This is a genomic window from Nocardia terpenica (assembly GCF_013186535.1).
GTDB lineage: Bacteria > Actinomycetota > Actinomycetes > Mycobacteriales > Mycobacteriaceae > Nocardia > Nocardia terpenica.
Genome location: NZ_JABMCZ010000005.1, coordinates 142970 through 169335, shown reverse-complemented (window position 1 = coordinate 169335; position 26366 = coordinate 142970). Strand labels below are relative to the sequence as shown.

Genomic DNA, 26366 nt, shown 5'->3' with positions numbered 1-26366 from the left:
GCCTCAACTCTACCTGAGTTGACAATCAAAACCCTGAAGCTATTCTGAGTACTGATTAACAACTCAGGGGTTGTGGTCCACAAGACCGGTCGACCCAGCCGAAAGAGCGCAGTGGATGTCCGGTCCCTCGGGTCATGACCGGCCGCGTGGGCAAGAACTGAAAGGGCTCGATTCGATGGCCTTCTTGCTGGTGGTGGCGATCCTGCTGGGTCTGGCGGGTGTGTTGATGCACGACCCCGACGTCCACGACTTCCGTGCGCGGGAAATCCGGTATGCGACAGCGGCATACCGGAAACGGCGAACAAGACGATCGTGCAGGAGTGTTCCCATGGCGATACCCGATTCCCCGATCTCCGGACGTGACCTGTACGGCGGGCGCACCGCGCACGAGCGCCGCGAGGAGCGGAGCCGGCGAATCCGCGAAGCGGCATTCGAGCTGTACGGAACCCGAGGGTATTCCGCGACGTCCGTCGCGGAGATCGCCGCGGCGGCACACGTGTCGCTCCGCGGTTTCTACGAGCACACGGCCGGGCCGGAAAACCTGTTCATCGAGATTGTCGATGACCTGCTGGTGCAGGCCGAATCGGCGGTGATCGAGACACTTCACCGGATGCACGATCAGCCCGCGCTGGCTCGTGCCAGAGCCGGTCTGCGTGCCTTCGTGGCGACGACGTGCCGGGACCGCCGCACCGCTCGGTTGTGCTTCGTCGAGTCGATGAAAGTGAGCGGCGCCGTCGATGAATGGCGCGATGGCAGGCGGCAGCACCTGGCCGCGTTCGTCCACGCCGAGGCCGACCGGGGCGTCGCCAACGGCGAGTTTCGCCGCGACGACTATCGGCTGGGGACGCTGGCCCTCATCGGTGTCATCAATTCGCTCGGATATCAGCTCGCCCTCGCCGACGACGGCCCCGATGTCGACGACATCTGCCGGGAACTGGACCGGCTGCTGCAGTCGGCACTCGCACCGGAATCATCGGCGATAACCGGTTAGAATTCCGGCTCGTCCGACCGGCAGGAGCGGCATCGAGTCGTTCCTCGACGATGTCTGCCGCCATGTCCAACGCGCTGATGAAGCACTCGGTCGAAAGTTGTTGGGGGTCACTGAGTTACGTCATCTCCGGCCACCCCGACGGTGCCTCTCATGACGCGATCCGAGTTCTCAGGTGTCGGTGGTCGGGGGTGTGGCGGCGGCGACGATTTCTTGCAGGGCAGCGACGTGGCCGTCGAAGGCGTCGCGGCCGGTGTCGGTGAGGCGGGCGCGGACCTTGCGGCGGGTGCCGTTGAGACGGCGTTCGGTGGTGACGTAACCGGCCTCTTCCAGGGTGGCCAATTGCTTCGACAACGCCGAATCCGACAGGGCCAGACGGTCTTTGAGGTAGGTGAACTCCGCCCAGTCCACCGCGGCCAGGGTCGCGACCAGCGACAGCCGGGTGCTGGGGTGGATCAGTTCGTCGAACCGCGGCGCCGTCATGCCCGAGCCCACCGCCGCAACACCCGCAGGATCTCCGGCCCACCCCAGCCGATGATCGCCGCGACCAGCACCGCCGCCCAGATACCGGCGTGCCGGACACCGTCGCCGTACAGCGCGAACCCCGCACCGATGGTCACCACGACGAACCCGAGCAGCATGCCCACCACGACCACCGGCGTGCGATGCCCCGCGACCGCCGAACTGACCCGCAGTTGTTGCGTCCGCCGCCGCCCGTCCAGCAGCCGCGACGCCAGCATCGAATGCCCGGCACCGAAACCCACGGTCGCGACGGTGATCAGCCACCACGGCCCGTACTGACCGACCACCCCCAACAGCAGCCAGCCCACCGCCAGCACCCACCAATACCCCCGAGGCAATCCCACCTCCGCGGCCACCTGACGCCGCGCCCGGTCGGCGGCATCGAGCGCGGCCCGCGCCTGCTCCACAGTGATGTCATCCATGACCAATCCTCACTTTCCTACTCGGAAAGTAAGACTGCCACTTTCCTGACGGGAAAGTCAAGAACCGTCGCATCGTAGGTGCCCGCAGTGCAGGGGGCTACTGCGGTCGAGTGGTGCGGCGTAGCACCCACAGCTCCAGCCGGTCGAGACTCCCGCTGCACACCACCGTCCCCGCCGGATCGAACAGATTCCCCCCGTAAGGCGGATCCGGTTCCCGCTCAACGCGATACCCGTCTCCCGCCCGCTCCTCGATCGCACACACCCACGGTTTGATCGACGGCAGTTCGTCCGCGTGCCTTACGGCGCTGGACACCCAATGCGGCGAACCCCACTGCATCCAGAACTGATGCCGCACCGCATCCCACGCCTTCGCCAACTTCGGCATCCGCTCCCGCGCCTGCACCAGATCCGGGCAGTCGGCCCCGAAGCTGTACATCGGAGTGTTGTCGATCATGTTGTGCACGGCCATGATCACGATTCGGTGGGGCCGATCGATGCGCCAGGTGACCCGAATCCCGTCCGCCTCGGTGAGGCGTATGCCTCCATTCTCCGCTCCAGTCATGGGGCGAGCTAACGCCGAAGAGGCAGCTCACGGCGTGTCAATGGGCGACTTGCCGAAAGTCGCGCAAATCCGCAGGAGTGGTTCGCGATTGGCACATACCATCGGTCGGATTACGACTATCGGAAGTTCGGAATCGGAACAAGGGGGTTAGTTCATGGTGGACGAGGATCCCGATGAGGTAGGTAGCACCCTGCCCCGCAGGCAACTTGGGCGCTACCTCCGAGAAGCGCGCCAGACGGCTGGGATGACCTTGGAACAGGCAGCCGATCTGATGGAGTGGGGCAAAACAACGCTCCAGAACCTCGAGACCTCGAAAACGAACAAGGTCAGAGGCCGGGAGGTTCGGGAGCTGTGCGAGATCTATGGCGTCGACGAGGCGAAAACGGCTGTGCTGGTCAAGATTGCGAAGGGCATGCCAGCGAAGACGTGGTATCACACTTACGGTGATGTGATACCCGCTGACTTCAATCTGTATGTCGGGCTGGAGGCAGGTGCGCAGGAGCTGACGATCTATCAGTCGATACTCGTGCCGGGGTTGCTTCAGACCGAAGAGTACGCTCGCGCGCTCGATCGTGTGTACTTTCACAATGATTCCGACGAACTGATCGAGCGGCGCGTGCAACTTCGGATCAGACGGCAGCGCATCATTACTCGTCAGCGAAAGCCCGTGAAGCTCAACGTCGTTATTCAGGAGGCGGCGCTCAGAACCGTCGTCGGGAGTCGTCGGGTGATGGCTGCTCTACTGAGACATCTGGCCGACATGAGCACCCGTGAGAACGTGGACTTGCGGGTCTTGCCGTTCAGCGCGGGCTGCCCGGGCGGGATAGTGTTGCCGCCCTTCGTGATTCTCGACTTCGGATTGGACAAGCAAGGTAACGTCGCAGAACCGACAATCGTGTTTGCGGAGAGCTTGACCGGCGGTACATACTTCGAGGGCCGAGCCGAGGTGGAGGCGTACTACGAAGCATTCAAGAAGGCCCACGACGCCAGCCTGAATCCAAGTACCAGCCGCGAGAAGTTGCGAGACATTGCAAGGGAGTTCGAGCGTGATCGATGAGCTAGCCAAGGCACGTTGGTTCAAATCCAGCCGCAGTTCCGGTGGACGCGAGTGCGTGGAAGTAGCCCACCTCGGCAACGGCATGGTCGGCGTCCGCGACTCCAAGAAGCAGAGTGGCCCGGCATTGGTCTTCACGCCCGGAGAGTGGGATGCCTTCACCGCCAACCTGATTGACGGGAGCCTCGATCGGATGTGAGCCTGGAAAGCGAGGGAGTACGAACGTGGTCGGTGAGCAAGGTACTGCCGAATGGTTCAAGTCCAGTTTCAGTGCTGGGGGAGAGGAGTGCGTGGAAGTGGCGCACCTCGGGGGCGGCATGGTCGGTGTACGCGACTCCAAGAACCAGAGCGGCCCGGCATTGGTCTTCATGCCAGGGGAATGGGATGCCTTCACCGCCAACGTGATTGGTGGCAGCTTCGATCGACCGTAAGGGTGTGGGGTGGCCGATGGCGACGTCAGGTAGCCCGGAGGCCGTCGAGCATCACGATGGTCAGGTAGTCGTCGGCACGCGCGCCCGGGCGGCAGATTATGACGCTCAGCAGGCGCACCACTTCGCGTGGCGGGACGTCCGGCCGTAGGGTGCCCTCCCGTTGGGCGCGCTCGACTAGGTCGGCCAGCAGGTTGTCGACGGTGCGCTCGAGGGTGGACAGCCCGGCGTCGTCGGGGACCAGTGCGGATAGTGACTTTGCCAGTGCGAGTGGCAAAGTCGCGCAGTGGCGGATGATTGCGTGTAGCTCGTCCCAGGCTGTGTTCTCGCGTTCGCGGGCGGATTCGGCGAAGTCCATCAGGTTGTGTAGTGCGCCTGCGCCGATGTCCAGGGCGAGGGCGCGGCGGTCGGGGAAATGTCGGTAGAGGGTGCCGACGCCGAGGCCCGCGGCCTGGGCGATCTCGCACATCTGTACGTCGGGGCCGTGCTCGGCGAATAGTCGCACGGCGCTTGTGCGGATGCGTTCGCGGTTGCGCATCGCGTCCGCGCGCATGACCAGCCCCTTTCCGGAAACGGAACTATCGATTCACTTTAGCGTACGATCGGTGCCGTAAGGTGAACTGAGAGTTCCGTTTTGGAGGCAGTGGTGAAGATCGGGCTCTACTCCGCCCGCCCGCAGGGGCTGGAGGGCGTGGTTGCGGATGTTGCGGCGGCCGAGCGCGCCGGACTGGACAGCGTGTTCCTGCCGCAGCTGACGTGGGATGCGCTCACGCTCGCGGCGATAGTCGGGCAGCGGGTGCCGCGAATCGGGCTGGGAACGGCGGTGGTTCGCACGTTCGCGAGCCATCCGTTCGCGCTCGCGGGCCAGGCGCTGACCGTGCAGGCGGCCGTCGGCGGGCGGCTGACGCTGGGGATCGGGCCGAGTCATCGGGAGGTGATCGAGCGCCAGTACGGCCTGTCGTACGATCGCCCGGCCCGGCACGTCCGCGAGTATCTGCAAGTGCTGCAACCGCTTTTGCGCGGCGAGGCCGTCGATTTCCGCGGGGAGACGCTGTCCGCGGCGGGCACCGTCGAAGTGCCTGGGGCCGAGGCACCCTCGGTGCTGGTTTCCGCGCTCGGCCCGGTGATGCTGCGCCTGGCGGGGGAACTGGCGGACGGCACGGTGACCGTGTGGACCGGCGCGGATCTGCTGGGCGACGATATCGTGCCGAAGGTCGTCGAGGCCGCGCGCCGGGCGGGCCGCCCGTCGCCCCGCGTGGTCGCGACGGTAATGGTCAGCATGACCACCGATCCCGCCCGCGTGCGCGGGGACATCGCGGCGCGCTACGGCGGCGCGGGCGAGTTCGCCAGCTACCGCCGAGTGCTTGCCGCGCAAGGGAAGTCGGGCCCGCAGGACACGGTGATCGCCGGTGACGAGGACGCGGTCCTGACCGAGCTGCGGCGGTTCGCGGAGGCCGGGGTCACCGAACTGGTGGTGAGCCCGGTCGGGGACGAGCAGGAGCGGGCTCGGGCGGTGTCGGTGGTGACGCAGCTGCGTTGACCTCGATCAGATGGTGAGGATGGTTTTGCCGACCGCCGTGCGGTTCTCGAACGCGCGATGCGCCGCGGCCGCCTCGGCCAGAGGCAGAACCGTCCCGATCACCGGGGCGAGCTCGCCACGCACGGTCAATTCCTCTGCCCGGCGGGCCAATTCGGCCCATCGCTGCGGGCGGTGGCCGAGGCTGAACGGAATCAGCGAAGCGCCGATCGGAAGCAGTTGCCCCGAACCGATTTCGACCGGGGCTCCGCTGGCCGAGCCGAAGACGACCATCCGCGCATGCGGGGCCGTGAGCAGGTTGTAGGCGTCGCGAGCCGTCTGTCCCCCAACGGTTTCCAGCACCACCGACACCGGTCCGACCTCCTCGGTCCACCCCGGTCGCGTGTAGTCCACGGCCGCATCGGCGCCGAGCTCGATGGCCAACTGCCGCTTCGCATTTCCGCTCGCTCCGGCGACGACCCGGGCGCCCGCGCGTTTGGCCAGCTGGACCAGCAGGGTCCCGATTCCCCCACCGGCCGCCTCCACCAGCACCGTCTCGCCGGGTTCGATACCGGCGGCTTCGATCACCCCCACGGCCGTCGCGCCCTGCCCGAGCAGCGCGAGCGCCCGATGCTCGCCGAGCCGTTCGTCGAGCGGGACGGCCGCCGCGGCCGGAAGACGCACCAGCTCTGCGTAACTGCCGGAGGCGACCGTGCCGACCACCCGCTCGCCGATTCGGTGCGCATCGACGCCCGGACCGACCGCGACCACCTCCCCGGCCACCTCGATACCCGGAATGCGCGGCAGCGGTAGCCCGGACGGGTCGGGAACCACTCCGGCGCGCACCTGCACCTCGAAGTAGTTCACCCCCGTGGCCACCGCCCGGACGAGGAGCTCACCCTCGCCCGGAACGGGATCGTCGACCTCTTCGACCCGCAGCACCTCCGGGGCCCCGTACTCGTGATAACGCACTGCACGCATACGACTTCACCTTCCCATCCGGACCAATGGTCCGCTTAACCTCCTGCTAGGATACGGACTATTGGTCCGCTTTTGTCAATGCCATTAGGAGAGTGGGGGATGCGCGCTGACGCCGAGCGCAATCGGGCCGCGATCCTCGCCGTGGCCGGGCGCCTGATCTGCGAGGACAAGCTCGACAATGTCTCGATGGACGACATCGCGACGGCGGCCGGAGTCGGTAAGGGCACGCTGTTCCGCCGATTCGCCGACCGGGAGGGGCTGATTCGCGCGCTGTTCGACGACCGGACCGGCCGAGCGTGGGCGACGGCATGCGATGTCGCCGCGGATACGAAAGTGCCTGTCGGGGAACGAATTCTGACAATCGTGGCTGCGGTCTTCGATCTCACCGTCGTCGAACTGCAACCATTGATGCGTGCCCTGCCCGGCGGTTGTCAGTCCCAGACCTGGGCACCGTGGCGTGCCCTGCTCGCGGAGCTGATTTCGCAACTTGCCCCCGACGCGGACGCGGAGTTCCTGGCCGCGGCCATCTTCGCGAGCATGCGCCCGGAGATCGCCGACACGATCTCCCGGCAACGCCATCGTGACGGGGTGCTGGACCTGACGGCCCGGACTGTCGGGATCGGCTGACGGTGTCGGTCAGCGCCCGAATCCCAGAGGTGCCGCGGGTAATGTCGATGCCGTCGGGGTTGATGCGGATGCGGTAGCCCTGGTTGCGGAAGTGCGGCGTGGGGTCCTTCTCGTAGACGGCGACGCCGATCCCCGCCCGGCGAAGTCCCTGCGCGAGGGCCAGGCCGCCCAGCCCGCCCCCGGCAATAACGACATGCAGATCCGACATGTCGGTCCCTTCTCGATGACGACATGAAAAGGGACGCACCGGACATGCCCTGGGGGGCACCGTACGAGCGGCCTGCGCCATCCGGACTACCCACCGAATCGGGTCCCCGCCCGAATAGTCGGTTCGATAAAAACCGGTACCGGAATAGGGGTCCCGCAGGATGTTTCGGGCTGAAGTCCTGCCGTTGATCCGGGTCTCCTGTTAGCGTCGGAGCGCAATCCGCTTCAGCCGGTTGATCACTCGGCGATGATGCCTCTAATCATGCTGAGGTACAAGGACATTCACTCTGTACAGGGACCGATTCCGGCCCCTTCCTTTGGTGACGAAAGGAAGCAGGACAGTGACACGCGGCAGCGATGGATACTCCCGGACTCTCGACGAGTTTCTCGCGAAGATCAGGAGTTGGTACGAAACCGACTATCAGGGTTTCAAGTCGGCCTATGACGAGGCGGTGGCGAATGTGGTGCCGTTTCCCGACGATACGCCGGAAGAGGTGCAGTGCGACTGGCAGGACCAGGATATCGACTTTCTGTGTGATTTCTTCGCGGAGTGGTACCACTGGATGCCGGGCGTCGTCAGCGGCCTGAACTATATCGAGCAGTTCAGCTGGGTCAGCTACGAGAACGATGCCGGTATGGCCTTCGTGACCACCGGTCCGGGCTATGAGATGACCGCCGATTTCACGAATCTGCGTGGCCTGCAGATGGATACGAAGGAGTCGAAGGAACTGATCCGGAGCTGGATCGACGAGCTCGGGCCGAAGCGGATGGCCGACTACCGGATGGAGGACTGGGAGACCTTCAACCAGTTCTTCGTTCGCGATATCAAGGAGGATGCGCGGCCGATCGCCGCCCCCGACGACGACAGCGTGGTGGTCGCCCCGGCCGACTGCGTCATCAATATGATCGTCGACGATCTGACCGCGCACACGCCGATCCCGATCAAGACCGTGACCATGAATATCGCGCAGTTGCTGGACAATTCGCCGTACGCCGAGAAATTCATCCGCGGCACGGCGGTGTCGTGCATTCTGATGCCCGACAGCTACCACTGGTATCACACGCCGGTGGCGGGCGAGGTGGTGGAGGCGCGCGACGATATCGGCGGCCTCTACTACGGCATGCGGAACTTCCCCGAACTGCTCAACAAGGGCGACGTCGGCTACGGGTACGACTACGCGATGTTCGAATACTTCCGCAGGGGTTACCTCATCATCAAGACGCGCTATCTGGACGCCGCCGGAAAACCGGACGGCGAGGGGTATGTGGGAATGGTGCCCGTCGGCCTCAACTCGATCGCCTCGGTGAACTTCCTGGACAAGTTCACCGGTCAGCTCCCGGTCACGGTGGACAAGGGGGAGAAGGTCGGGAACTTCATGTACGGCGGGTCGCTGAATATCCTGCTGTTCGAACAGGATCGGTTCCCCGCGCTCCAACTGTTGCAGGGGCAGCGCATCGGGGTGCTGGAGCCGAAGGAGCGGACGCGCGGGCTGTTCACGGGTCCCTATCACACGTCGTCGCGGCGACGCCTGCCCCTGCACCCCTAAGCGCTACCCGAGCTCGGCGAGCCGCGGCACGCAGGGCGCCATGGCGTCGATCCACGCCGCGGGGGAGTCGCCCCTGGGGATGACCACGGCCTCGTGCACGCCGATCTCGGCGTAATCGGCCATGGCGCGGACGAATTCGTCGCGCGTGTCCGGGGTCGGCCGCGGGTTGACGGGGACGATCGTCGTGCGGATCTCGTCGTAGTCGCGGCCGACCTCGTCGCAATGCCGCCGCAGGACGTCGAGCTTGTGCGCGACCTCCTCGGGGGAGGTGCCGACGAGGTTGCAGGCGTCGCCGTACCGCGCGACCAGCCGCAGCGTCTTCCGTTCTCCGCCACCGGCAATGAGCACCTCGGGCCGGTGGATCGGTTGTGGTGCGCAGATTGTCTCGGCCAGCCGATAATGCTTGCCGTGAAAAGGCCCGTCGCGCTGCGGATCCCACATCTGCGCACAGATCAGCAGCGTCTCCTCCAGCCGCTCGAACCGTTCCGAAGTCGATGGGAAGGGCACGCCGAGCCCGCGGTGCTCGCGCTCGAACCAGGCTGCGCCGATACCGAATACGGCCCGGCCGCCGGAGAGCACATCGAGCGTGGACACGATCTTGGCGAGCAGGCCAGGATGCCGGTAGGTGACGCCGGTGACGAGCAGGCCGAGCCGGATGATGGACGTGTGCGCCGCGAGAAAGCCGAGCGTGGTATATCCCTCCAGCATGGGCGATTCCGGCGGAAGCCCGGTCAGATCCATCTGGAAGTAGTGGTCCTGCACCGACAACCAGGTCGCGCCCGCCGCCTCCGCTGCCGTGCCGATGCGGGCCAGCTCACCGGCAATGGCGGCAGTGCCACCGGCGATCTCGAAGACGGGAATGTGAAAAGCGACGTCCATGGACTCCGATTGTGCACGGCGCGGGCGCGTTTCGACACGATCACCCCAAACGGGCGATGCCCGCTCACCCTGTCGACGGGAAACCTGGTGCCGTCCGGCAATCGTCCGGCACGACAGAGGAGGGTTCCCATGAGAGTCGGTGTCGAGAAGCGAAACGATGTGGACACGACGACCTGTGCGATCGCCGGTGGCGGACCGGCGGGCATGGTCCTCGGCCTGCTGCTCGCGCGCGCCGGGGTGAAGGTGACGGTATTGGAGAAGCACGCGGACTTCCTCCGCGATTTCCGCGGCGACACGGTACATCCGTCGACGCTGCGGCTGCTGGACGAACTCGGACTGGCGGACGCCTTCGCCGCGCTGCCACACAACCGGGTGACCCGGCTGGAATTCGACGTCCCGGGCGGCGAGAAGGTCGTGCTGGCCGACTACAGCATGCTGCCCGGTCGCTACCCGTACATCGCGATGGTCCCGCAGTGGGACCTGCTCAACCTGCTCGCCGATACGGCGAAGCGGGAGCCGGGCTTTCATCTGCGGATGAACACCGAAGTCACCGGGCCGATCATCGACAACGACAAGGTCGTCGGCGTGCGGTACCGGACCGCCGACGGCGAGACCGGCGAGCTGCGCGCCGATCTGACCGTGGCCGCGGACGGCCGCTGGTCGTCGCTGCGCGCCTCGGTCGGCCTGCGCCCGCGCGAATTCACCTCACCGATCGATGTGTGGTGGTTGCGGGTGAGCAAGCGCGACGGCGATTCGGCGGGCGGCGGACTCAGCGCGCAGATCACCCCGGCGGGAATCGGGCTCGCGATCGACCGGGGCGACAATTTTCAGCTCGCCTATATCAACCGGAAGAACTTCGACCCGGTGATCCGGCGCGAGGGCGTGGACGCGTTCCGCGCTCGATTCTCCGCCATGTTCCCGGCGCTCGCCGACCGGAGCGAGGAGATCCGCACCCTCGACGACGTGAAACACCTTGATGTGCGGGTGAATCGGCTGCGGCGCTGGCACGTGGACGGCCTGCTGTGCATCGGCGACGCCGCGCACGCCATGTCGCCCATGGGCGGCGTCGGCATCAACCTCGCCATCCAGGACGCGGTCGGCGCGGCCACCCTCCTCGCGAAACCGCTACTGCGACATGACATCAGCGCCGCCGATCTGGCCAAGGTAGCTCGACGCCGTTGGCCCGCAACGGTAGTGGTGCAGGCCCTGCAACGCTTCCTGCAGGCGACGATGACCGGCCCGCTGGTCACCGGAGAACGCGACGGTTTCCCCAAGGTCCCGCAGTGGCTGTTTCGTAATATTCCCGCGCTGCGCTCCGTCCCCGCCTATCTGGTCGCATTCGGGCCCCGCCCCGAACACGCCCCCGCATTCGCCCGCCCGCAGGCGGTTTCACCCGGCCGTCAGGGCCCTCCTCGGCGTGGCTGATTGATCTATTGGCGGCTTTCACATTTGAATAGACAACCGATCGGTTTTCACGAGCTGCACACTCTCCCAGGAGGTCGAGCGAGTGACGTATCGCGATCGGTTGTCGGAACGTAATCGCGGGAATGCCGGGAAGTTGTTCGGAGCGATCGGTGGCCTGGTGCTCGGCCTCGTTATGGCCGGGACCGCGGCGGCGCAGCCGATTTATCCGCGACCGGATCCCGATCCCTTCTACGCCGCCCCGCCGGATCTGGCCGCGCATCAACCGGGTGATGTGCTCGATGCGCGGCCCATGCCGCCGCTGCTAGAATTTCCCGGGACCACGGTGACACTGGTCAAATTCCGGTCCACCAATTCGCGCGGGGAGCCGATCGCGGCGACCACGACCATGCTCACGCCGTTCAATCACACTCCGGACGGGCCGCTGCTGTCCTACCAGCACATCATCAACGGGCTCGGGACCGAATGCGCGGTGTCGCGGGTGCTGTATACCAACGACCCGAATCTGGCCGTGCGCGAGGCGCCCGCCCTGAATGCGTTGCTGATACGGGGCTGGAGTGTGGCGCTGCCCGATCACCTGGGCCCGCAAGTGGCTTACGGCGCCGCGCGTTTGGGCGGGCAGATCACGCTGGACGGGATTCGCGCGGTCAAACGGCTGCCCGAATTGCGGGTGCAGGGTAGCCCGGTCACCATGGCCGGGTATTCGGGCGGTGGTATGGCGACGGCGTGGGCCGCGGCGTTGCAGCCGAGGTATGCGCCCGAGCTGCCGATCGCGGGCGCCGCGCTGGGCGGTGTGCCGATGAATCTGGTGACCATGGTGAAGGCGCTCGGGACCAATTCGCACCCGGCGTTCGGGCTGGCCATGGCCGCCGCGATCGGGCTGGAGCGGGAATACCCGAACCGGCTGCCGGTCAGCACCGCCATGAACGATCGCGGCATCGCGCTGCGGGACTCGATGGCCAACGGCTGCACCAATGACATTCTCGCCGCCGGGGCCGGACACAATGCCCTCGAATTCGCGAAGAGCACGACGCTGGTCGACGATCCCGACGCCCTGGCGGTCGTCGAGGAGAACAGCCTGGAACTGTTCGACGGCGTGCCGAACACGCCGATCCTGGAATGGCATTCGCCCACCGACCCGCTGATTCCGGTGCAGGCGATCGTCAATACCGACCGCCGATACTGCGCGGCCGGGGTACCGGTCGAGGCCGAGCTGACACCGGCGCCGGAACACATGTCCGCCGCGGTACTCGGCATGCCGATGATGACCGCATGGCTCGACGCCCGCTTCCGGGGTGAGCCCGCACCGTCGAACTGCTGACCGAAACCGGTGTCGGCGGGCCGGCATCGGCCCGCCGACACCGCGGCCACTACTGCTGGTCGGGCGTGAAACCGAACGGCAGCAGAACGCTTTTGGGTTCGCAGTACTGGTCGATTCCCTCGGGGCCGTTCTCGCGGCCGATGCCGGAGTTCTTGTAGCCGCCGAAGGGGGCGCCGGGGTCGAAGGCGTACATGTTGACGGCGTAGGTGCCGGTGCGGATGCGGGCGGCGATCCGGATTGCCCTGGGATAGTCGGTGGTCCAGACGCTTCCGGCCAGGCCGTAGGGGGAGTCGTTGGCGATGCGGACGGCGTCGTCCTCGGTGTCGTAGGGGATGACGACCAGCACCGGGCCGAAGATCTCCTCCCGGGCGATGGTCATCGCGTTGTCGACATCGGCGAAGACGGTGGGCTGGAGGAACCAGCCGTCGTCGAGGCCGCCGGGGCGGGCGCCGCCGGTGACGAGGCGGGCGCCCTCCTCGATGCCCTTGCGATGTAGCCCTCGACGCGGTCGCGTTGCCTGCGGGAGATGAGGGGGCCGAGCATGACCGCGGGATCGTCGGGTCGGCCCACCGGTGTGGCCGCCGCCGCGGCGGCGACACGATCGACGATCTCGGCGTAGCGCGAGCGCGGCGCGAGGATGCGGGTCTGGCCCACGCACGCCTGCCCGGAGTTCAGCAGGCCGGAGAACAGCAGCGACGGCAGGACCGCGTCCAGATCGACGTCCTCGAGGATGATGGCCGCGGATTTTCCGCCGAGTTCCAGGGTGCAGGGCTTGAGTTTCTCGGCGGCCAGTTTTCCGATTTCGCGCCCGACGGCCGAACTGCCGGTGAAGGTGAACTTGTCGGGCTCGCGGTTGGCGGTGAGGGCGCGGCCGGTCTCGACACCGCCGGGCACCACCGACAGCACGCCCTCGGGCAGTCCGGCGTCGGCGAATGCCTCGGCGAGAGCGATTGCCGACAGCGGGGTTTCGGCGGCGGGCTTGAGCACGACGGTGCATCCGGCCAGCAGGGCGGGCCCGATCTTGTTGGCGGCCAGGAACAGTGGGACGTTCCAGGCGGTGATCGCGCCCACGACGCCGATCGGTTCGCGGGTCACCAGCGTCCGACCGTAGATGCCGTCGCGAATCTCGCGCCAGGCGAATGTGTCTGCGGCACCGGCGAAATACCGCAGGCTCGCCACCGCGGGCCCGTACTGGATGGTGTCGACGATCGCGCCCGGCTGCCCGAGTTCCAGGGTCAGCAGCCGCTTGAGCAGGTCGGCGCGCTCCTCCAGTAGCGCGGCCGCGCGGCCGATCACCGCGGCCCGGCCCGCGGGCGGCAGTGCGGGCCAGGGGCCTTCGTCGAAGGCGCGGCGGGCGGCGGTGCAGGCGGCGTCGACGTCGGCCGCCGCGGCCAGGGGAACGCGCCCGGCGTACGCGCCGGTCGCGGGGGAGCGCACCTCGATGGTGTCGGTGGTGGAGGGCTCGACCCATGCGCCCCCGATGAACAGCGTGTCGTACTCGGTCCGGTCGGTGCTCCGCGTCATCGGCACGAGTTTACCCATGTGAATAAATTCCGGCCGGGAATCGGCAGAATCGGCGCGGTGTGCCGGTACGTTGATGACCATGACCGACGACGGCACGGGACGGCGACGCGGCCCGCGCACCGATATCGACACCCGCACACTGATCATCGATACCGCCGAGCGGTTGTTCGGCGACGGCTCGGTGGACGCGGTGTCGCTGCGGTCGGTGGCGCAGGCCAGCGGTGTCGCCACGCGCGCGGTGTCGTATCACTTCGCCGACAAGAACGAGTTGTTGCGGGCGGTGATCCGCCGCCGCTCGGGGCCGATCGTGCAGGTCACCACCGATCAGCTGCTCGCGCTGGCGGATTCGGACGAACCGGTGGACGTCCGCGAGGTGGTGCGGGCGGTGGTGGATCCGTATGTCGCGCTGCTGAGCGAGGATCCGGTCGGGGGACTGCGATGGATGAAGGTCCTGGCTCAGGTTGCGTTGAAGCACAACGACATCTGGCGCACCGAGCTCGACGCCGAACCGGGCCTGGCCGCGCTGTTCCGCGCCGCGACCCGCCGGGCCCTGCCGACCGTGCCCGCCGCCGAGGCGCGCGCCGGAATGGCCATGATGTCGGCGATCATGACGCTGGCCAACAGCGATCTGCCCGCCTACGGCTCCCCGCTGGGGCCGAAGGGTCTGGACCGCGCGTGGCTGACGCAACTCGTCGAATTCACCGCCGCCGGACTGCGCGGTGCGACCGGCTCCGCGCCCAAGCGGATCTCCGCGGCCGCCGAGGACCGCGATATCGAGGCGTCCGGGCGCGGCCGTCCCCGCGACCGGCAGCGGCGGGCGGCGGTGGTGTCGGCCACGCGAGAGTTGCTGGGGGAGAAGGGATACGAGGAGCTGACCCTCACCGAGGTCGCTCGCCGGGCGGGGGTGTCGCGGCCGTTCGTCTACGACCACTGGGGCAGCCGGTTCGCGCTGGTCGAGGACGCGATATTCGCTGTGCCCGACCAGGATTCGCTCATCGACGAGGGAAAGCCGTTCGAGCGGGCGCTGACCGATCTGATCGAGGCGATGGTCCGCATCCAGTCCGACCCGATCTATCTGGCCGGTCTGTCCGGGATCGCATCCGAGCTGTACAACCGGGCGGAGCTGCTCGCCCAGGTGGAGGCGAAGTACACCGCGCCGATTCGCGCGACCTATGTGCGATTGGTGGAGCGGGGCAAGGCCGAGGGGATCGTGCGGCCCGATGTGGACGGCAGCGCGCTGCTGGACACCGTGCGGGGTGCGGTCATGATGCACATGCTCATCGCCCCTCCGGCCGAGGCCGCGCTGGTCGAGCACCTGCGCTCGATCATTGTCCCGGGTATCACCCGCCGCGACTAGCGCTCTGCTACCATTTAGCTTACGCTGCGTAAGTTAAGTAGCGCGGGCGTGCCGGGGCGGCACGCAGGTGATCCGAGAGAACGAGACGATGAACAGGGAGAAGTTCGCGAGCCTGTTCGACCTGAGCGGCCGTACCGCGCTGGTCACGGGCGGGACCCGGGGGATCGGCCTGGCCATCGCGGAGGGTTTCGTCTGCGCGGGCGCGAATGTGGTGGTGGCCAGTCGAAAACCCGAAGCCTGCCGGGCCGCCGCCGACCATCTGACCGCGATGGGCGGCCGTGCCATCGGTGTGCCCGCCCATCTCGGGGACCTCGATGCCCTCGACGCGGTGGTGCAGGCCGCGGCGGCGGAGTTCGGCGGACTGGATATCGTCGTGAACAATGCGGCCAACGCGCTGGCGCAACCGCTGGGCGAGCTCACCCCGCAGGCGTGGGAGAAGTCCTTCGCGGTCAATCTGCGCGGCCCGGTGTTCCTGGTACAGAACGCCCTTCCGCTGCTCGAGGCCAGTCCGCACGCGGCGATCCTGAATGTGGTGTCGGTCGGTGCGTTCATGTTCTCGCCCATGACGTCGATGTATTCGGCCGGGAAGGCCGCCATGGTGGCGTTCACCCGGTCCATGGCCGCCGAATTCGCGCCCCGCGGCATCCGGGTCAACGCGCTGGCGCCCGGGCCGGTGGATACCGCCATGGTCCGCAACAACACCCCCGAGCGGATCGCGGAGTTGGAACGGTCCGGGTTGCAGGGGCGGATCGCCGAGCCCGATGAAATGGTCGGGGCCGCATTGCTTCTCACCTCGGATGCGGGCAGCTTCATCACCGGCCAGACCGTCATCGCCGACGGCGGCATCGTGGCACGTTAGGAGTGCGGTATGGGACAGTCCTCGGCGGTGCGGGTCGACCATCGCGACGGCGGCATCGTGCTCGTCACGATCGATCGGCCGCGGCGGCGCAATGCGCTCGATTCTCAAACGGTGGCCGAATTGCACACGGTCTTCGCGGATTTCGACGGTCGCCCCGACATTCGGGCCGTGGTGATCACCGGTGCGGGGTCGGCGTTCTGCGCGGGGGCCGATCTGAAGTCGACGCCGGAGGAGTTCGATCGCACCTCGGCCTCGCCGACCGCCGCGCTGCTGGGCGCGGTGACCGGTGAGGTGGCGCGCACGTTCGCGGCGCAGGAGTTGATGGCGTCGCTGTTCGAACGCATCCACCGGCTGCGGCAGCCGGTGATCGCCGCGATCAACGGCCCCGCGGTGGGCGGCGGATTCGCGCTGGCGCTGGCCTGCGATATCCGGATCACCTGCCCGGAGGCCACATTCGGCGCGGTGTTCATCGAACACGGCGTGTCCGCGTGCGATATGGGCACCAGCTACCACCTGCCGCGACTGGTCGGCGCGGCGCGCGCGGCCGAATTGATGCTCACCGGAAGGGTTTTCCCGGCCGAGGAGGCGGCGCGGATCGGATTGACGCTCGACCCGGTGCCCGCGGCGGAGCTGCTGCCGGTCGCGCTGGCCAAGGCGGCGCAGATCGCGGCGCACGCGCCGCTGGCGGTGTGGATGACCAAGGAGACGCTGTGGCAGAACGTCGATGCGCCCAGTCTGCGCCATGCCCTCGATCTGGAGAACCGCACCCAGGTGATGTGCACGGCGACCGGGGAGCTGCGGACCTCGTTCGCGGCCTTCCGGGAGCATACGAGGCCGGGATGGAATCCGCTGTGAGCGAGGGGGTTCGGCGATGAGCAGACAGATGCCCGTTGGCTGGTTCGCGGTGGCGTTCTCGTCGGAGCTTGCGGCGCAGGCGGTGCTGCCGGTCGAGGCGTTCGGTCGGCATCTGGTGGCGTGGCGCGACGAGCAGGGGCGGGCGCACGTGCTGGATGCGCACTGCCCGCATTTGGGCGCTCATCTCGGCGTGGGCGGGGTCGTGGTCGAGGGTTCGATCCGATGCCCGTTCCACGGGTGGCGGTTCGATGCGGCCGGGCGCTGTGTCGAGGTGCCGTACGGGCGGTTCACGGTCCGTGCGGGCGTGCGGGTGTGGCCGGTGCGCGAGCAGAACGGCGTGGTGCTGGTGTGGAGCGGTGACCCGGATCGGGAACCGGACTGGGAGATGCCGATTCTCGACCACGACGGCTGGGCTCCCGACCTGACGGCGGAATGGATCATCCGGGGGTACGCACAGGATATCTGCGAAAACGGTGTCGACGGAGCGCATTTCCGGTGGGTGCACCGGTCGCGGATGATGGCGGCGGTGGGGGCGGCGGAGATCGACGGGCCGGTCTTCCGCGTGGAGCTCGCGCCGCGGCCCGATGCGGACCCGGACCTGCCGGGCGTTCCGTTGCGCAGCGAGCTGCACGGGCCGGGGATGGTCATGGCCGTGCACAGCGGGGCGGGCTTACAGGGGTGCTACCGGCTGTATCCCACACCGCTCGACGACGAGCGAATCATCTTGCGCGGCATGGTGTCGGTGCGGGCGGAGGGGGACGCCGAGGGGCTGAACCAGCTGGTCTTCGACGCCGTGCGGGAACAGTGGGAAAGCGATATCCCCATCTGGGAGAACAAGATTCACCGGGACAGGCCACTGCTCACCTCCTCGGAGCGGCTGATCGGCCAGTTCCGCCGCTGGTATCGAACGAACTTCATTCCGGAAGGGATCACAGAGTGAGAGCATCGATTTTCCACAACGGCCGATTCACGGTCGGCGATTTTCCGCTGCCGGAGCTGGGGGCCTGGCAGATTCGGGTGCGCCCGATCGCCAACGGCATCTGCGGTGGCGATCTGTCGGCGTGGGCGCACACCGACGAATTCCTCGCCTCCAATGCCGAGGCGAAGCAGGACACCTTCCTGTTCGACAAGGATCGCCCGCTGGTGTTCGGGCACGAATTCACCGCGGAGGTCACCGAACTCGGGCCCGATGTCACCGATTACGCTGTCGGGCAGAAGCTTTTCGTGCTGCCGTGGGTCGCCGACGCGGCCGGGGCGGTGCGCTGCCTCGGTTACGCCAACGAGTACCCCGGCGGGATGAGCACCGAGACCATCGCCGGGGCGGGCATGCACGTCCCGCTCGACGAGGACGTCGACCCGGTGCTGGCCGCGACCCTGGAGCCGATCGCCACCGGCACCAACGGGGCCCGGCAAACCGGTATCGGCGCCGGCGAGGGTGCGCTGGTGACCGGGGCGGGGCCGATCGGGCTCGGTGCGGTCGTGGAATTGGTTGCGCGGGGCGCGGATCCGATCGTGGTGTCCGACCCGTCGGCCATCCGCCGCGAGATCGCCCTGGCCTACGGTGCCACCGTCGCCGTCGACCCGCGCGAGACCGATCCCGTCGCGGTCTGGCGCGACCTGGCCGGGGGCAAGCGCCTGCACGTGGTGGAGGCGTCCGGCGCCCGGCTGCTGTCCGATCTCATCGCGTCCGTCCCGCCGCACACCGTGATCAGCGTTGTCGGGGCGAATGCCGAGCCGGAGGCGATCCGCACCATGACAGCGGTCGTCAACAACATCACGCTGAAGTTCGTGTGCGGCCCGGTCTACGGCGAAACCCGCTACGAAGGCGTCTGGCGCGCCTACGAACACCTCCGCGCGGGCCGCTACGACCCCGCGCTCATGGTCACCGCCTACACCGGATTGGCCGGTGCCCGAGCGGCTTTCGAAGCGCTGCGGCCCCGGAACGGCGCGACCGAACAGGTCAAGATCCTGATTCTGCCCGAGCTGGACACCGACGAATTGCTCACTCCGCAGCAGGCCGGGTTCGCGTCGGCACTGCACGCCGCCAGCAGCTAGCGAAGCCTCAGAAGATGGCCAGCGGGTTGACCGGTACGCCGCTGGCCGCGCCCAGGCGCGGGGGTGCGGCGACGAAAAGGAAAGTGGCGCGGCCCTCGTCGGCGCAGGCGGCGGCCAGGTCGGTGGGGTCGGCGATGTCGATGAGGGGCATGCCCAGGCGGGCCAGGCCGACCCGGTGCAGCGGGGTGGGCAGGCGGGTGTCGAGCGGGGGAAAGACATCGCCGATATCGCCCGCGTAGACGGCCACGTCGTGGCGGGCCATCCAGGCGACCGCGTCGAGGGTCATGCCCGGCATGCGGCGGCGCGGGTCGGCGGCATGGTCCCAGCCACCGCGGACGACGAGCGCGTCGCCGCCGCGCATCTCGACGCCCGCGCGCTCGCAGGCCAGATCCAGCTCGGCGGCACTCACCCCGTGCCCCTCCGGGAGCGGGCCCGCCCAGGCCAGGTCGAGCAGCACACCGCGAGTCACGACACCGGCGCCGAAGATCGTGGTGGACCCGTGCCGGATCCCCGCCGGGCCGTACGCATCCTCCAGGGGCACTCCGGGATACACCGCACCGTCGACCACGATGTGCACCGGGGCGTCGAAGTGCGTCATATTGACGCTGTGCGGCGTCATGACGATGACTTCGGCCGTCGCCTGCGGGTTGCCCCCGATGAACATCGGCGCCTGCAACACCGAGATCGAGTCCGCACCACCGGGTGCCGTGGGCCCGGCGACCATCGGCGCGGTCGGTGTCGCGCGGGCCAGGGACACGGTCCGCCCGGTGCGCGCCTCGGCGACCGCCCGCGCCCGCACCTCATCGGTGATCAGATTGAGCGTGCCCCGCTCGTCGTCCTCGCCCCACCGGCCCCAATTGGTCGGCAGATCCTCCGGCTCGTTCACTGCTGGCTCCATAGCTCATGGGTGGCCCTCGACCACCGCACCGCCAGCGACGCTAACACCGGACGATCTTCGAAATCCACTGCCGCACAAGCAGTATTGACTATCCATCCTCGATGGTGTCCCAGAAATCGCAATGGTGGCTGGTGGTGAGATCGATGGTGCGGGTGGTGTCGGGAGCGAACTCGAGGGTGTCGAGTCGGGGCCAGGTGGGCAGGCCCTCGGTGTCGGGGTTGCCGGTTCGGAGGAAAGCGGCCCAGTAGCGGACAAGTTCGGCCGCCAGGGGACGCTGGGCGGGAGTGAGCGGGGGACCGTCCGGGAAGTCGAACAGGTAGGGCATGTCCGAGCCGTGCGCGGTGGCGGGGCGGACGAGAGTGGGCAGCGCGTTCCCGGCGGGTGTGAGAGCGGAGGGGTCGGCGAACAGATAGGTGTAGGTCGACGCCTTCTCGTTGTGCTCGCGCGCCTCTCGCCAGGCGGGACAGATCCAGTCGCGATCGCTGAACACCCGACCGGCCGCGGCGGTCGGTGACGGGAATCCCGCTGCGGGATAACGCTGTTCGACCGAGGAGGCATCCTGGCCGAACGCGGCCCGCAGCAGCTCGGTGTACTGGTCGGCGGTCAGGGGCTGCGGATAGGCGGCCAGGGTGAATTCGACGTGTTCGTCGTTGGTATCGCCTTGCAGCAGAGGGACATTCGCCTGAGTTCCGGCGGCGAACGCCTCGGCGGGCGCGGTGGGGACGAGCGGGGTGCCGACCGCGACCAAGGGGAATTCGGCGGTGTGGGGCAGTAATTCGTCGGCGGGCTTGCCGCGCAGGCACGCCGTGTCGGGGCAGGAGAGCTCGGCGGCGAGGGCCTGTCCGGCGCGCTGGATGGTGTCGAGAGGTTGCCAGGTCGAGATGGCGGCGACCCCCGGACCGAGCGCGCCTGCGGGATGGTTGGTTTCGCACGAGCCGCTGGCGACGACGGCCTGCCGGAACAGGTCCCGGGCCTGCGGTGCGGTCATCAGGGTGCAGGTGCTCATGGCTCCCGCGGAGGCTCCGGCCAGGGTGACTCGGCCGGGATCGCCGCCGAAGCGGGCGATATTCGCGTGCACACAGCGCAGCGCCGCGAGTTGGTCCTGCAGGCCGAAGTTGCTGTCGCCGAGGTCGCGGTTGGCGTAGAAGCCGAAGACGCCCAGCCGATAGTTGACGGTGACGACGACGGCGTCGGCGGCGCGCACGAGCCGGGCCGGATCGTAGATCGAGCCCGCGCCGGTGATGAAGCCGCCGCCCGGCAGCCACACCAGCACGGGATGTTCGGTGCCGCCCGCCGGGGGTGTCGTGATGTCCAGCGTCAGGCAGTCCTCGCTCTGGGGGAGTTGCCGCGGCATCTCGGGCGCCGCCGGTTGCCGGCACACCGGGCCCGAGCGGGTCGCGTCGCGCGTGCCCGCCCAGGGGGCCACCGGCTGCGGGCTCCGCCACCGCAGATCCCCGACAGGCGGTGCGGCATACGGGATGTCGCGGAATCGGGCGAGGCCGTCGGTCACGACGCCCCGAACCGCGCCGGATTCGGTCGTCACCACCGGTGCCGAATGCGGCGCGGGTCCGGGGGTGCCGCATCCGGCGAGCAGCGCGGCCAGCGCGCAGAGTCCGGCGACGCGGAGTCGCCTCATCGGCGGGTCCCGGTCCGCGCGTTCTTGCGATTGGCCCAGGCCGCCAGGGCGGCTCCGGCGACGGCGAGCACCGCATATACCGGCAGCGCCACCGCGAATCCGCCCGGCAACCAGCTCAGGAGGCCGGTGTTGTGGTGGTTGGCCAGGAGGCGGATCGCGCCCTGCGCGCCGAGCGCCAGTCCGATCATGCCCACGATCTGCACTGTTACATAACGCATCTCGCGCCTTTCTTTGTGGTTCGATCGAACCATAACACGTCTTGTTACGATCGCACCACAACGGTTGGGCGGGCTATGCGGAGGAGCGAATCCGGTGCCACGGCAGGTGGACCACGACGAACGGCGTCGTCAGATCGCGGAGGCGGTTTGGCGGCTGGCCATCAGCGGTGGCCTGGAGCAGGTGACCTTGCGGCAGGTTGCCGCCGAGGCGGGGGTGTCGGCCCGGCTGCTGCAGTACTACTTCGGCACCCGCGACGAACTGCTGCTGGGGGCGTTGGAGATCCTGAATGCCGACGGTGAACGCGAGGCCCGGGAGCGGTTGGCCGGGGTCGCCTCCGACCTGCGGGCGATTGTGCGCGGGGTGTTGTTGGAGATGCTGCCGCTGGATGAATCGCGGCGGCGTCGGCAGGTGGTGCATGCGGCCTATTTCGTTCGCTTTCTCACCGAGCCTCGGCTCGCGGCGGTTGCCGAGGCGGCGCCGCATGCGGTTGCCGATCTGGTCGCCGACCTCCTCGTCCGGGGCCGGGAGTCGGGGCAGGTGCCGCAGCACGTCGACGCCGCCGCCGAGGCCGCGTTTCTCACGGCGGGCGCCGAGGGGATCCAGACGCGAGTCCTGCTCGGGCAGTGGACCTCCGATTACGCGATCGCCCTCATCGATCGGCAACTGGACCGGATCTTTCCGCCTGCGGGCTGAGGAATAGCGGCAACGCGCTTCAACATTCAACGTGGTGCGGTCGATTCGGTTGCCGGGCAAGTCGATTACGGCGTTCCTTGCCTGTGCGGCGGGGTGGGGCGCTTACGCTGGGGCCGTGGAATTGCTTGTGGGTATCGATATGGGGACCGGGAGCAGTAAAGGCGTGCTCGTGCGGCCCGATGGGACGGTGCTGGCCGAGCACCAGATCACGCACGAGATATCGCTGCCGCGGCCGGGGTGGGCGGAGGTCGATGCGGTCGGGATGTGGTGGGGTGAGGTGTGCCGGATCGGGCGGGTGCTGGCGGATGCCGTGCCCGCGGGCGATCGGATCGCCGGGGTCTGCGTGAGCGGGGTCGGGCCGTGTCTGGTGCTGTGTGACGAGCGGGGCGAACCGGTGCGGCCCGCGATTCTGTACGGGGTCGATACCCGGGCGACGGTCGAGATCGCCGAGCTCACCGAGTTGTTCGGGGCCGACGCGATTGTGGCGCGGGCGGGGAAGTCGCTGTCGAGTCAGGCGGTCGGGCCCAAGATCGAATGGGTGCGTAAGAACGAGCCGGAGGTGTTCGGGCGGGCCCGGCGGTTCTACAGCTCGAATTCGTTCATCGTGGCCAAGCTGACCGGGGAATACATCCAGGATCATCACACGGCGAGCCAGTCCGATCCGCTGTATTCGATTCGCGACTTCGACTGGAATACCGAATGGGCCGGGCGGATTCTGGGTGCGCTGCCGCTACCCCGGCTGGTGTGGCCGTCCGAGGTGGTCGGCGCGGTGACCGAGGCGGCGGCCGCGCAGACCGGGTTCCCGGCGGGCACGCCGGTGGTGGCGGGAACCGTGGACGCGTATGCCGAGGCGTTCAGCGTGGGCGTGCGCCATCCCGGTGACCTCATGCTGATGTACGGGTCGACTATGTTCCTGGTGCAGGTGCTGGAGAACTTCCACACCAATCCGGCGCTGTGGACGACGACGGGAGTCCAGCGGGGCACGTATGCGCTGGCGGCGGGGACCTCGACCGCGGGCAGCCTCACCCAGTGGTTGCAGAAGGTCACCGGCGGAGCGTCTTTCGAGGAATTGACCGCCGAGGCGGCGGCGGTGCCGCCGGGCAGCGACGGGCTCGTCTTCCTGCCCTACCTCGCCGGTGAACGCACCCCGGTCTTCGACCCGGACGCCCGCGGTGTGGTGGCCGGGCTGAGCCTGCGCCACGGGCGCGGCCATCTGTTCCGGGCGGCCTACGAGGGGATCTCGTTCGGAATCCGCCAGATTCTGGAGATGTTCGACGATGCCGCGCCGGTCGTGCGCGCGGTCGGCGTCGGCGGCGGGCTGCGCAGCCCCGTGTGGGCACAGACGCTCAGCGATGTCACCGGGCTCACCCAGCAGGTGCCCGAGCAGGCCATCGGCGCCAGCTACGGCGACGCGCTGCTGGCCGCGATCGGCGTGGGATTGGTTGCGCCCGAGACGGATTGGTCGCACATCACGCGGGAGGTGCCGCCCGATCCGGCGCACCGGGAACGCTACGACACGCTGTATGAGACCTGGCGGCAGCTGTACCCGGCGACGCGCGAGCAGGTGCACCGGCTGGTCGAATTCGGCTGATGCCGTTCGCCGTTACGCGTGATCGAGCAGTTGCCGCGCGGTCGAGGGATCGGTCACCAGCCGGTTGAAGTATCCGGCGCGGGCTCCGGCGAGGATCGATCCCACCTTGTCGGCGCCGACGGCGACGGCGATCCCGATCGGAATCTGTTGCAGTACGGGCAGTTCCACGGCGATGAGGCGTTCGCGGCCGGGGAAGTCGACCGGTTCGCCCGCGCGGTCGTAGAAGCGTGAGCACACGTCGCCGACCGCGTCGCGCAGTGACGCGGCGGCGGTGGGAACGAACCCCGGGATATCGGCGCGCAGCAGCGGCGGCGCGCCGACGCCCAGCAGCGCGCACCGCGCCCGCGGCCACAGCTGGAGCACGCGCTGGATGGCCGGATCGGCGTGCAGCGTGTGGTAGAGATCGGGGCCGGGCAGCGCGGGCGCGAACAGGTAGTTGGGCCGTCCGCCGAGCTTGTTGGAGAGCAGCCGGGTGATCTCGTTGGTCTGATACCACTCCTCGGGCTGATCGTTGCCGCCCACCGTGGGTGCGACGAGCACGCCGGGCAGACGGTCGAGATCGAATTGCGCGACCTCGTAGACGGTGCGGCCCGAGGACACCAGCAGGATGTCCCCGGGAACCAGCCCGGCCTCGGCCAGTGCGCGCGAAACCGCCGGGGCGAGATGGCTTCCCATCACATCGACGGTCGGCTTGGCCGGTGTCGGGGCCGGGAGCGGCGTGGACAGATACACCCGCTGCACTCCGATGGCGGCGGCCAGCCGGTCGGCGAGGCTGTCGTGGTCGTGCTCGCGGGGGGCGCGGACCTCGATGTGGACGATGCCGTCGCGGCGCGCCTGCGACAGCAGCCTGCTCACGGTCGCCCGGCTGGTGCCGAGCTTGTGCGCGATCTCCGCCTGGGTGGCGTCCTCTTCGTAGTACATCTTCGCCGCCGCGTAGAGCAGCGCGGGGGCGAAGTGGGCGCTGCCCGTCGTGGTGGCCGCCGAGGCGTCGGGGCTGCCGTACATCCCCGCAGTATTGCACATCTGCTCACAGCCACCCGTTCGCTGAACATTCGTTCTGGACATATGTACCAAGGCGTGGTTACCGTGAGCGGCGACACAGAACGAAGGGCGGTCGCAATGACAGAGACGATGCAGGCGGTGGTCTGCCACGGTCCGCGGGACTACCGGCTGGAGGAGATCCCCGTTCCCGTGCCCGGACCGGGCGAGGCGCTGGTCCGGGTGGAGGCGGTGGGAATCTGCGCGAGCGACCTGAAATGCTACGGCGGCGCGGTCAAGTTCTGGGGCGACGAGAACCGCGCCGCCTACGCGGAGACCGGTGTGGTTCCCGGGCACGAATTCGTCGGCGAGATCGTGCAGATCGATGCCGAGGGCGCGGCCCGCTGGGGTGTCGGGGTCGGTGACCGTGTCGTGTCCGAGCAGATCGTGCCGTGCTGGCGGTGCCGCTACTGCCGCCGCGGCCAGTATCACCTGTGCAAGCCGCACGACATCTACGGCTTCAAGCGCCGCACCCCGGGGGCGATGGCGCAGTACATGATCTATCCCGCCGACGCGCTGGTGCACAAGGCGCCCAAGGGACTTCCGCCCGCGCACGCCGCCTTCGCCGAACCGCTGGCGTGTTCGCTGCACGCGGTCGAGCGCGCCGGGATCACCTTCGACGATGTCGTGGTGGTCGCGGGCTGCGGCCCGATCGGGCTGGGCATGATCGCCGGGGCGCGGGCCAAGCATCCGGCCCACGTGGTGGCGCTGGACCTGGCCCCGGAGAAGCTGGCCCTGGCCCGCGACTGCGGGGCCGATATCGCCATCGACATCCGCGACCAGGACGCGCAGGCGATCATCGCCGACCTCACCGACGGCTACGGGGCCGATGTGTATCTGGAGGGCACCGGGCATCCCTCCGCGGTGCCGCAGGGCCTGAACCTGTTGCGCAAGTTGGGAACCTACGTCGAGTACGGCGTCTTCGGCAGCGAGGTGTCCGTCGACTGGACCATCATCGGCGACGACAAGGAACTCGACGTGCGCGGCGCGCATCTGGGCCCGCACTGCTGGCCCGCCGCGATCCGCATGCTCGAATCCGGCGCGCTGCCCATGGACCGGATCTGCACCCATCAGTTGCCGCTCAGCGACTTCCAGAAGGGCCTGGACCTGGTGGCCAGCGGAACCGAATCGGTGAAGGTGTCGCTGCTGCCGTCCTGAACCGGCG

The 26366-nt window shown here is 68.2% G+C and carries 27 protein-coding genes and 2 pseudogenes; 17 read left to right on the top strand and 12 right to left on the bottom strand.

Annotated elements, in window-relative coordinates:
- Positions 1-328 precede the first annotated feature (328 nt).
- Positions 329-991 carry a TetR/AcrR family transcriptional regulator gene (locus tag HPY32_RS36655; protein WP_067588730.1) on the top strand — a complete coding sequence of 221 codons (663 nt, stop codon included), beginning with the start codon at positions 329-331 and terminating at the stop codon, positions 989-991.
- A 168-nt stretch (positions 992-1159) separates the two neighbouring features.
- On the opposite strand, the gene HPY32_RS36650 is transcribed toward HPY32_RS36655, so the two are convergent.
- From HPY32_RS36650 to HPY32_RS36640, 3 genes are all read right to left on the bottom strand, one after another.
- Positions 1160-1471 (bottom strand): winged helix-turn-helix domain-containing protein, encoded by a 312-nt coding sequence (locus tag HPY32_RS36650; protein ID WP_067588732.1) that lies wholly within the window; start codon positions 1469-1471, stop codon positions 1160-1162.
- Positions 1468-1932 (bottom strand): hypothetical protein, encoded by a 465-nt coding sequence (locus tag HPY32_RS36645; RefSeq protein ID WP_067588734.1) that lies wholly within the window; start codon positions 1930-1932, stop codon positions 1468-1470. The genes HPY32_RS36650 and HPY32_RS36645 overlap by 4 nt, the downstream gene beginning before the upstream one ends.
- 97 nt (positions 1933-2029) lie before the next feature.
- Positions 2030-2494 (bottom strand): hypothetical protein, encoded by a 465-nt coding sequence (locus HPY32_RS36640; protein ID WP_067588736.1) that lies wholly within the window; start codon positions 2492-2494, stop codon positions 2030-2032.
- A gap of 154 nt (positions 2495-2648) precedes the next feature.
- Between HPY32_RS36640 and HPY32_RS36635 the strand changes: the two genes are divergently transcribed.
- The 3 genes from HPY32_RS36635 to HPY32_RS36625 are packed head-to-tail and all read left to right on the top strand — an operon-like array spanning position 2649 to position 3979.
- A complete protein-coding gene (locus HPY32_RS36635) occupies positions 2649-3551 on the top strand; it encodes a helix-turn-helix domain-containing protein (RefSeq protein WP_067588738.1) in 903 nt (300 codons plus the stop codon).
- Complete coding sequence (locus HPY32_RS36630) at positions 3541-3747, top strand: DUF397 domain-containing protein (protein WP_067588740.1); 207 nt, start codon at positions 3541-3543, stop codon at positions 3745-3747. Before HPY32_RS36635 ends, HPY32_RS36630 begins: the two co-directional genes overlap by 11 nt.
- Positions 3748-3772: 25 nt before the next feature.
- Positions 3773-3979, top strand: a complete 207-nt coding sequence (locus tag HPY32_RS36625) for a DUF397 domain-containing protein (protein WP_067588742.1) — start codon at positions 3773-3775, stop codon at positions 3977-3979.
- A 25-nt stretch (positions 3980-4004) separates the two neighbouring features.
- Here HPY32_RS36625 and HPY32_RS36620 read toward each other — a convergent pair whose 3' ends face one another.
- A complete protein-coding gene (locus HPY32_RS36620) occupies positions 4005-4529 on the bottom strand; it encodes a TetR/AcrR family transcriptional regulator (RefSeq protein ID WP_067588745.1) in 525 nt (174 codons plus the stop codon).
- Positions 4530-4622: 93 nt separating this feature from the next.
- Here HPY32_RS36620 and HPY32_RS36615 point away from each other — a divergent pair, with 93 nt between their 5' ends.
- On the top strand, positions 4623-5516 hold the full coding sequence (locus HPY32_RS36615) for a TIGR03564 family F420-dependent LLM class oxidoreductase (protein ID WP_067595871.1): 894 nt from the start codon (positions 4623-4625) through the stop codon (positions 5514-5516).
- A gap of 6 nt (positions 5517-5522) precedes the next feature.
- On the opposite strand, the gene HPY32_RS36610 is transcribed toward HPY32_RS36615, so the two are convergent.
- The gene (locus HPY32_RS36610; protein WP_067588747.1) at positions 5523-6473 is read right to left on the bottom strand and encodes a quinone oxidoreductase family protein; all 951 of its coding nucleotides are present in this window, start codon (positions 6471-6473) and stop codon (positions 5523-5525) included.
- Between the two features lie 99 nt (positions 6474-6572).
- Between HPY32_RS36610 and HPY32_RS36605 the strand changes: the two genes are divergently transcribed.
- Positions 6573-7100 carry a TetR/AcrR family transcriptional regulator gene (locus tag HPY32_RS36605; RefSeq protein WP_067588749.1) on the top strand — a complete coding sequence of 176 codons (528 nt, stop codon included), beginning with the start codon at positions 6573-6575 and terminating at the stop codon, positions 7098-7100.
- Positions 7101-7140: 40 nt separating this feature from the next.
- Here the strand turns inward: HPY32_RS36605 and HPY32_RS45240 are convergent.
- Positions 7141-7308 (bottom strand): annotated as a pseudogene (locus HPY32_RS45240) (NAD(P)-binding protein); the annotation flags it as partial.
- A gap of 340 nt (positions 7309-7648) precedes the next feature.
- On the opposite strand from HPY32_RS45240, the gene HPY32_RS46345 reads away from it, so the two are divergent.
- The gene (locus HPY32_RS46345) at positions 7649-8854 is read left to right on the top strand and encodes a phosphatidylserine decarboxylase (RefSeq protein WP_082871433.1); all 1206 of its coding nucleotides are present in this window, start codon (positions 7649-7651) and stop codon (positions 8852-8854) included.
- Positions 8855-8857: 3 nt separating this feature from the next.
- Here the strand turns inward: HPY32_RS46345 and HPY32_RS36595 are convergent, their stop codons facing one another.
- A complete protein-coding gene (locus HPY32_RS36595) occupies positions 8858-9733 on the bottom strand; it encodes an LLM class F420-dependent oxidoreductase (protein WP_067588752.1) in 876 nt (291 codons plus the stop codon).
- Between the two features lie 129 nt (positions 9734-9862).
- Between HPY32_RS36595 and HPY32_RS36590 the strand changes: the two genes are divergently transcribed.
- The gene (locus tag HPY32_RS36590; protein WP_067588754.1) at positions 9863-11158 is read left to right on the top strand and encodes an FAD-dependent oxidoreductase; all 1296 of its coding nucleotides are present in this window, start codon (positions 9863-9865) and stop codon (positions 11156-11158) included.
- A 172-nt stretch (positions 11159-11330) separates the two neighbouring features.
- Positions 11331-12476, top strand: a complete 1146-nt coding sequence (locus tag HPY32_RS36585) for a lipase family protein (RefSeq protein ID WP_082871849.1) — start codon at positions 11331-11333, stop codon at positions 12474-12476.
- Positions 12477-12525: 49 nt separating this feature from the next.
- Here HPY32_RS36585 and HPY32_RS36580 read toward each other — a convergent pair.
- Positions 12526-14000: pseudogene (locus HPY32_RS36580) on the bottom strand (aldehyde dehydrogenase).
- A 79-nt stretch (positions 14001-14079) separates the two neighbouring features.
- Between HPY32_RS36580 and HPY32_RS36575 the strand changes: the two are divergent.
- From HPY32_RS36575 to HPY32_RS36555, 5 genes are all read left to right on the top strand, one after another.
- Positions 14080-15357 carry a TetR family transcriptional regulator gene (locus tag HPY32_RS36575; protein WP_067588756.1) on the top strand — a complete coding sequence of 426 codons (1278 nt, stop codon included), beginning with the start codon at positions 14080-14082 and terminating at the stop codon, positions 15355-15357.
- A gap of 88 nt (positions 15358-15445) precedes the next feature.
- A complete protein-coding gene (locus tag HPY32_RS36570; RefSeq protein ID WP_067588758.1) occupies positions 15446-16216 on the top strand; it encodes an SDR family NAD(P)-dependent oxidoreductase in 771 nt (256 codons plus the stop codon).
- A gap of 9 nt (positions 16217-16225) precedes the next feature.
- Positions 16226-17071: an enoyl-CoA hydratase/isomerase family protein gene (locus HPY32_RS36565; RefSeq protein WP_067588760.1), complete on the top strand. Its 846-nt coding sequence runs from the start codon at positions 16226-16228 to the stop codon at positions 17069-17071.
- 16 nt (positions 17072-17087) lie between these two features.
- Positions 17088-18011, top strand: a complete 924-nt coding sequence (locus HPY32_RS36560; RefSeq protein ID WP_082871435.1) for a Rieske 2Fe-2S domain-containing protein — start codon at positions 17088-17090, stop codon at positions 18009-18011.
- Positions 18008-19126, top strand: a complete 1119-nt coding sequence (locus HPY32_RS36555) for a zinc-binding dehydrogenase (protein ID WP_082871436.1) — start codon at positions 18008-18010, stop codon at positions 19124-19126. The genes HPY32_RS36560 and HPY32_RS36555 overlap by 4 nt, the downstream gene beginning before the upstream one ends.
- Positions 19127-19133: 7 nt before the next feature.
- Here HPY32_RS36555 and HPY32_RS36550 read toward each other — a convergent pair whose 3' ends face one another.
- The 3 genes from HPY32_RS36550 to HPY32_RS36540 form a co-directional block, all read right to left on the bottom strand.
- A complete protein-coding gene (locus HPY32_RS36550) occupies positions 19134-20012 on the bottom strand; it encodes a cyclase family protein (protein WP_231951655.1) in 879 nt (292 codons plus the stop codon).
- Positions 20013-20112: 100 nt separating this feature from the next.
- On the bottom strand, positions 20113-21660 hold the full coding sequence (locus HPY32_RS36545) for a carboxylesterase/lipase family protein (protein ID WP_082871437.1): 1548 nt from the start codon (positions 21658-21660) through the stop codon (positions 20113-20115).
- The gene (locus tag HPY32_RS36540; RefSeq protein WP_067588763.1) at positions 21657-21878 is read right to left on the bottom strand and encodes a hypothetical protein; all 222 of its coding nucleotides are present in this window, start codon (positions 21876-21878) and stop codon (positions 21657-21659) included. Before HPY32_RS36540 ends, HPY32_RS36545 begins: the two co-directional genes overlap by 4 nt.
- Before the next feature lie 94 nt (positions 21879-21972).
- Between HPY32_RS36540 and HPY32_RS36535 the strand changes: the two genes are divergently transcribed.
- The gene (locus HPY32_RS36535) at positions 21973-22572 is read left to right on the top strand and encodes a TetR/AcrR family transcriptional regulator (RefSeq protein ID WP_067588764.1); all 600 of its coding nucleotides are present in this window, start codon (positions 21973-21975) and stop codon (positions 22570-22572) included.
- Positions 22573-22687: 115 nt separating this feature from the next.
- Complete coding sequence (locus HPY32_RS36530) at positions 22688-24163, top strand: FGGY-family carbohydrate kinase (protein ID WP_067588765.1); 1476 nt, start codon at positions 22688-22690, stop codon at positions 24161-24163.
- A gap of 12 nt (positions 24164-24175) precedes the next feature.
- Here the strand turns inward: HPY32_RS36530 and HPY32_RS36525 are convergent, their stop codons facing one another.
- Positions 24176-25168, bottom strand: coding sequence for a sugar-binding transcriptional regulator (locus HPY32_RS36525; protein WP_231951656.1), 993 nt, complete (start codon positions 25166-25168; stop codon positions 24176-24178).
- 114 nt (positions 25169-25282) lie between these two features.
- Here HPY32_RS36525 and HPY32_RS36520 point away from each other — a divergent pair, with 114 nt between their 5' ends.
- Positions 25283-26359, top strand: coding sequence for an alcohol dehydrogenase catalytic domain-containing protein (locus tag HPY32_RS36520; protein WP_067588768.1), 1077 nt, complete (start codon positions 25283-25285; stop codon positions 26357-26359).
- Positions 26360-26366: the final 7 nt, after the last annotated feature.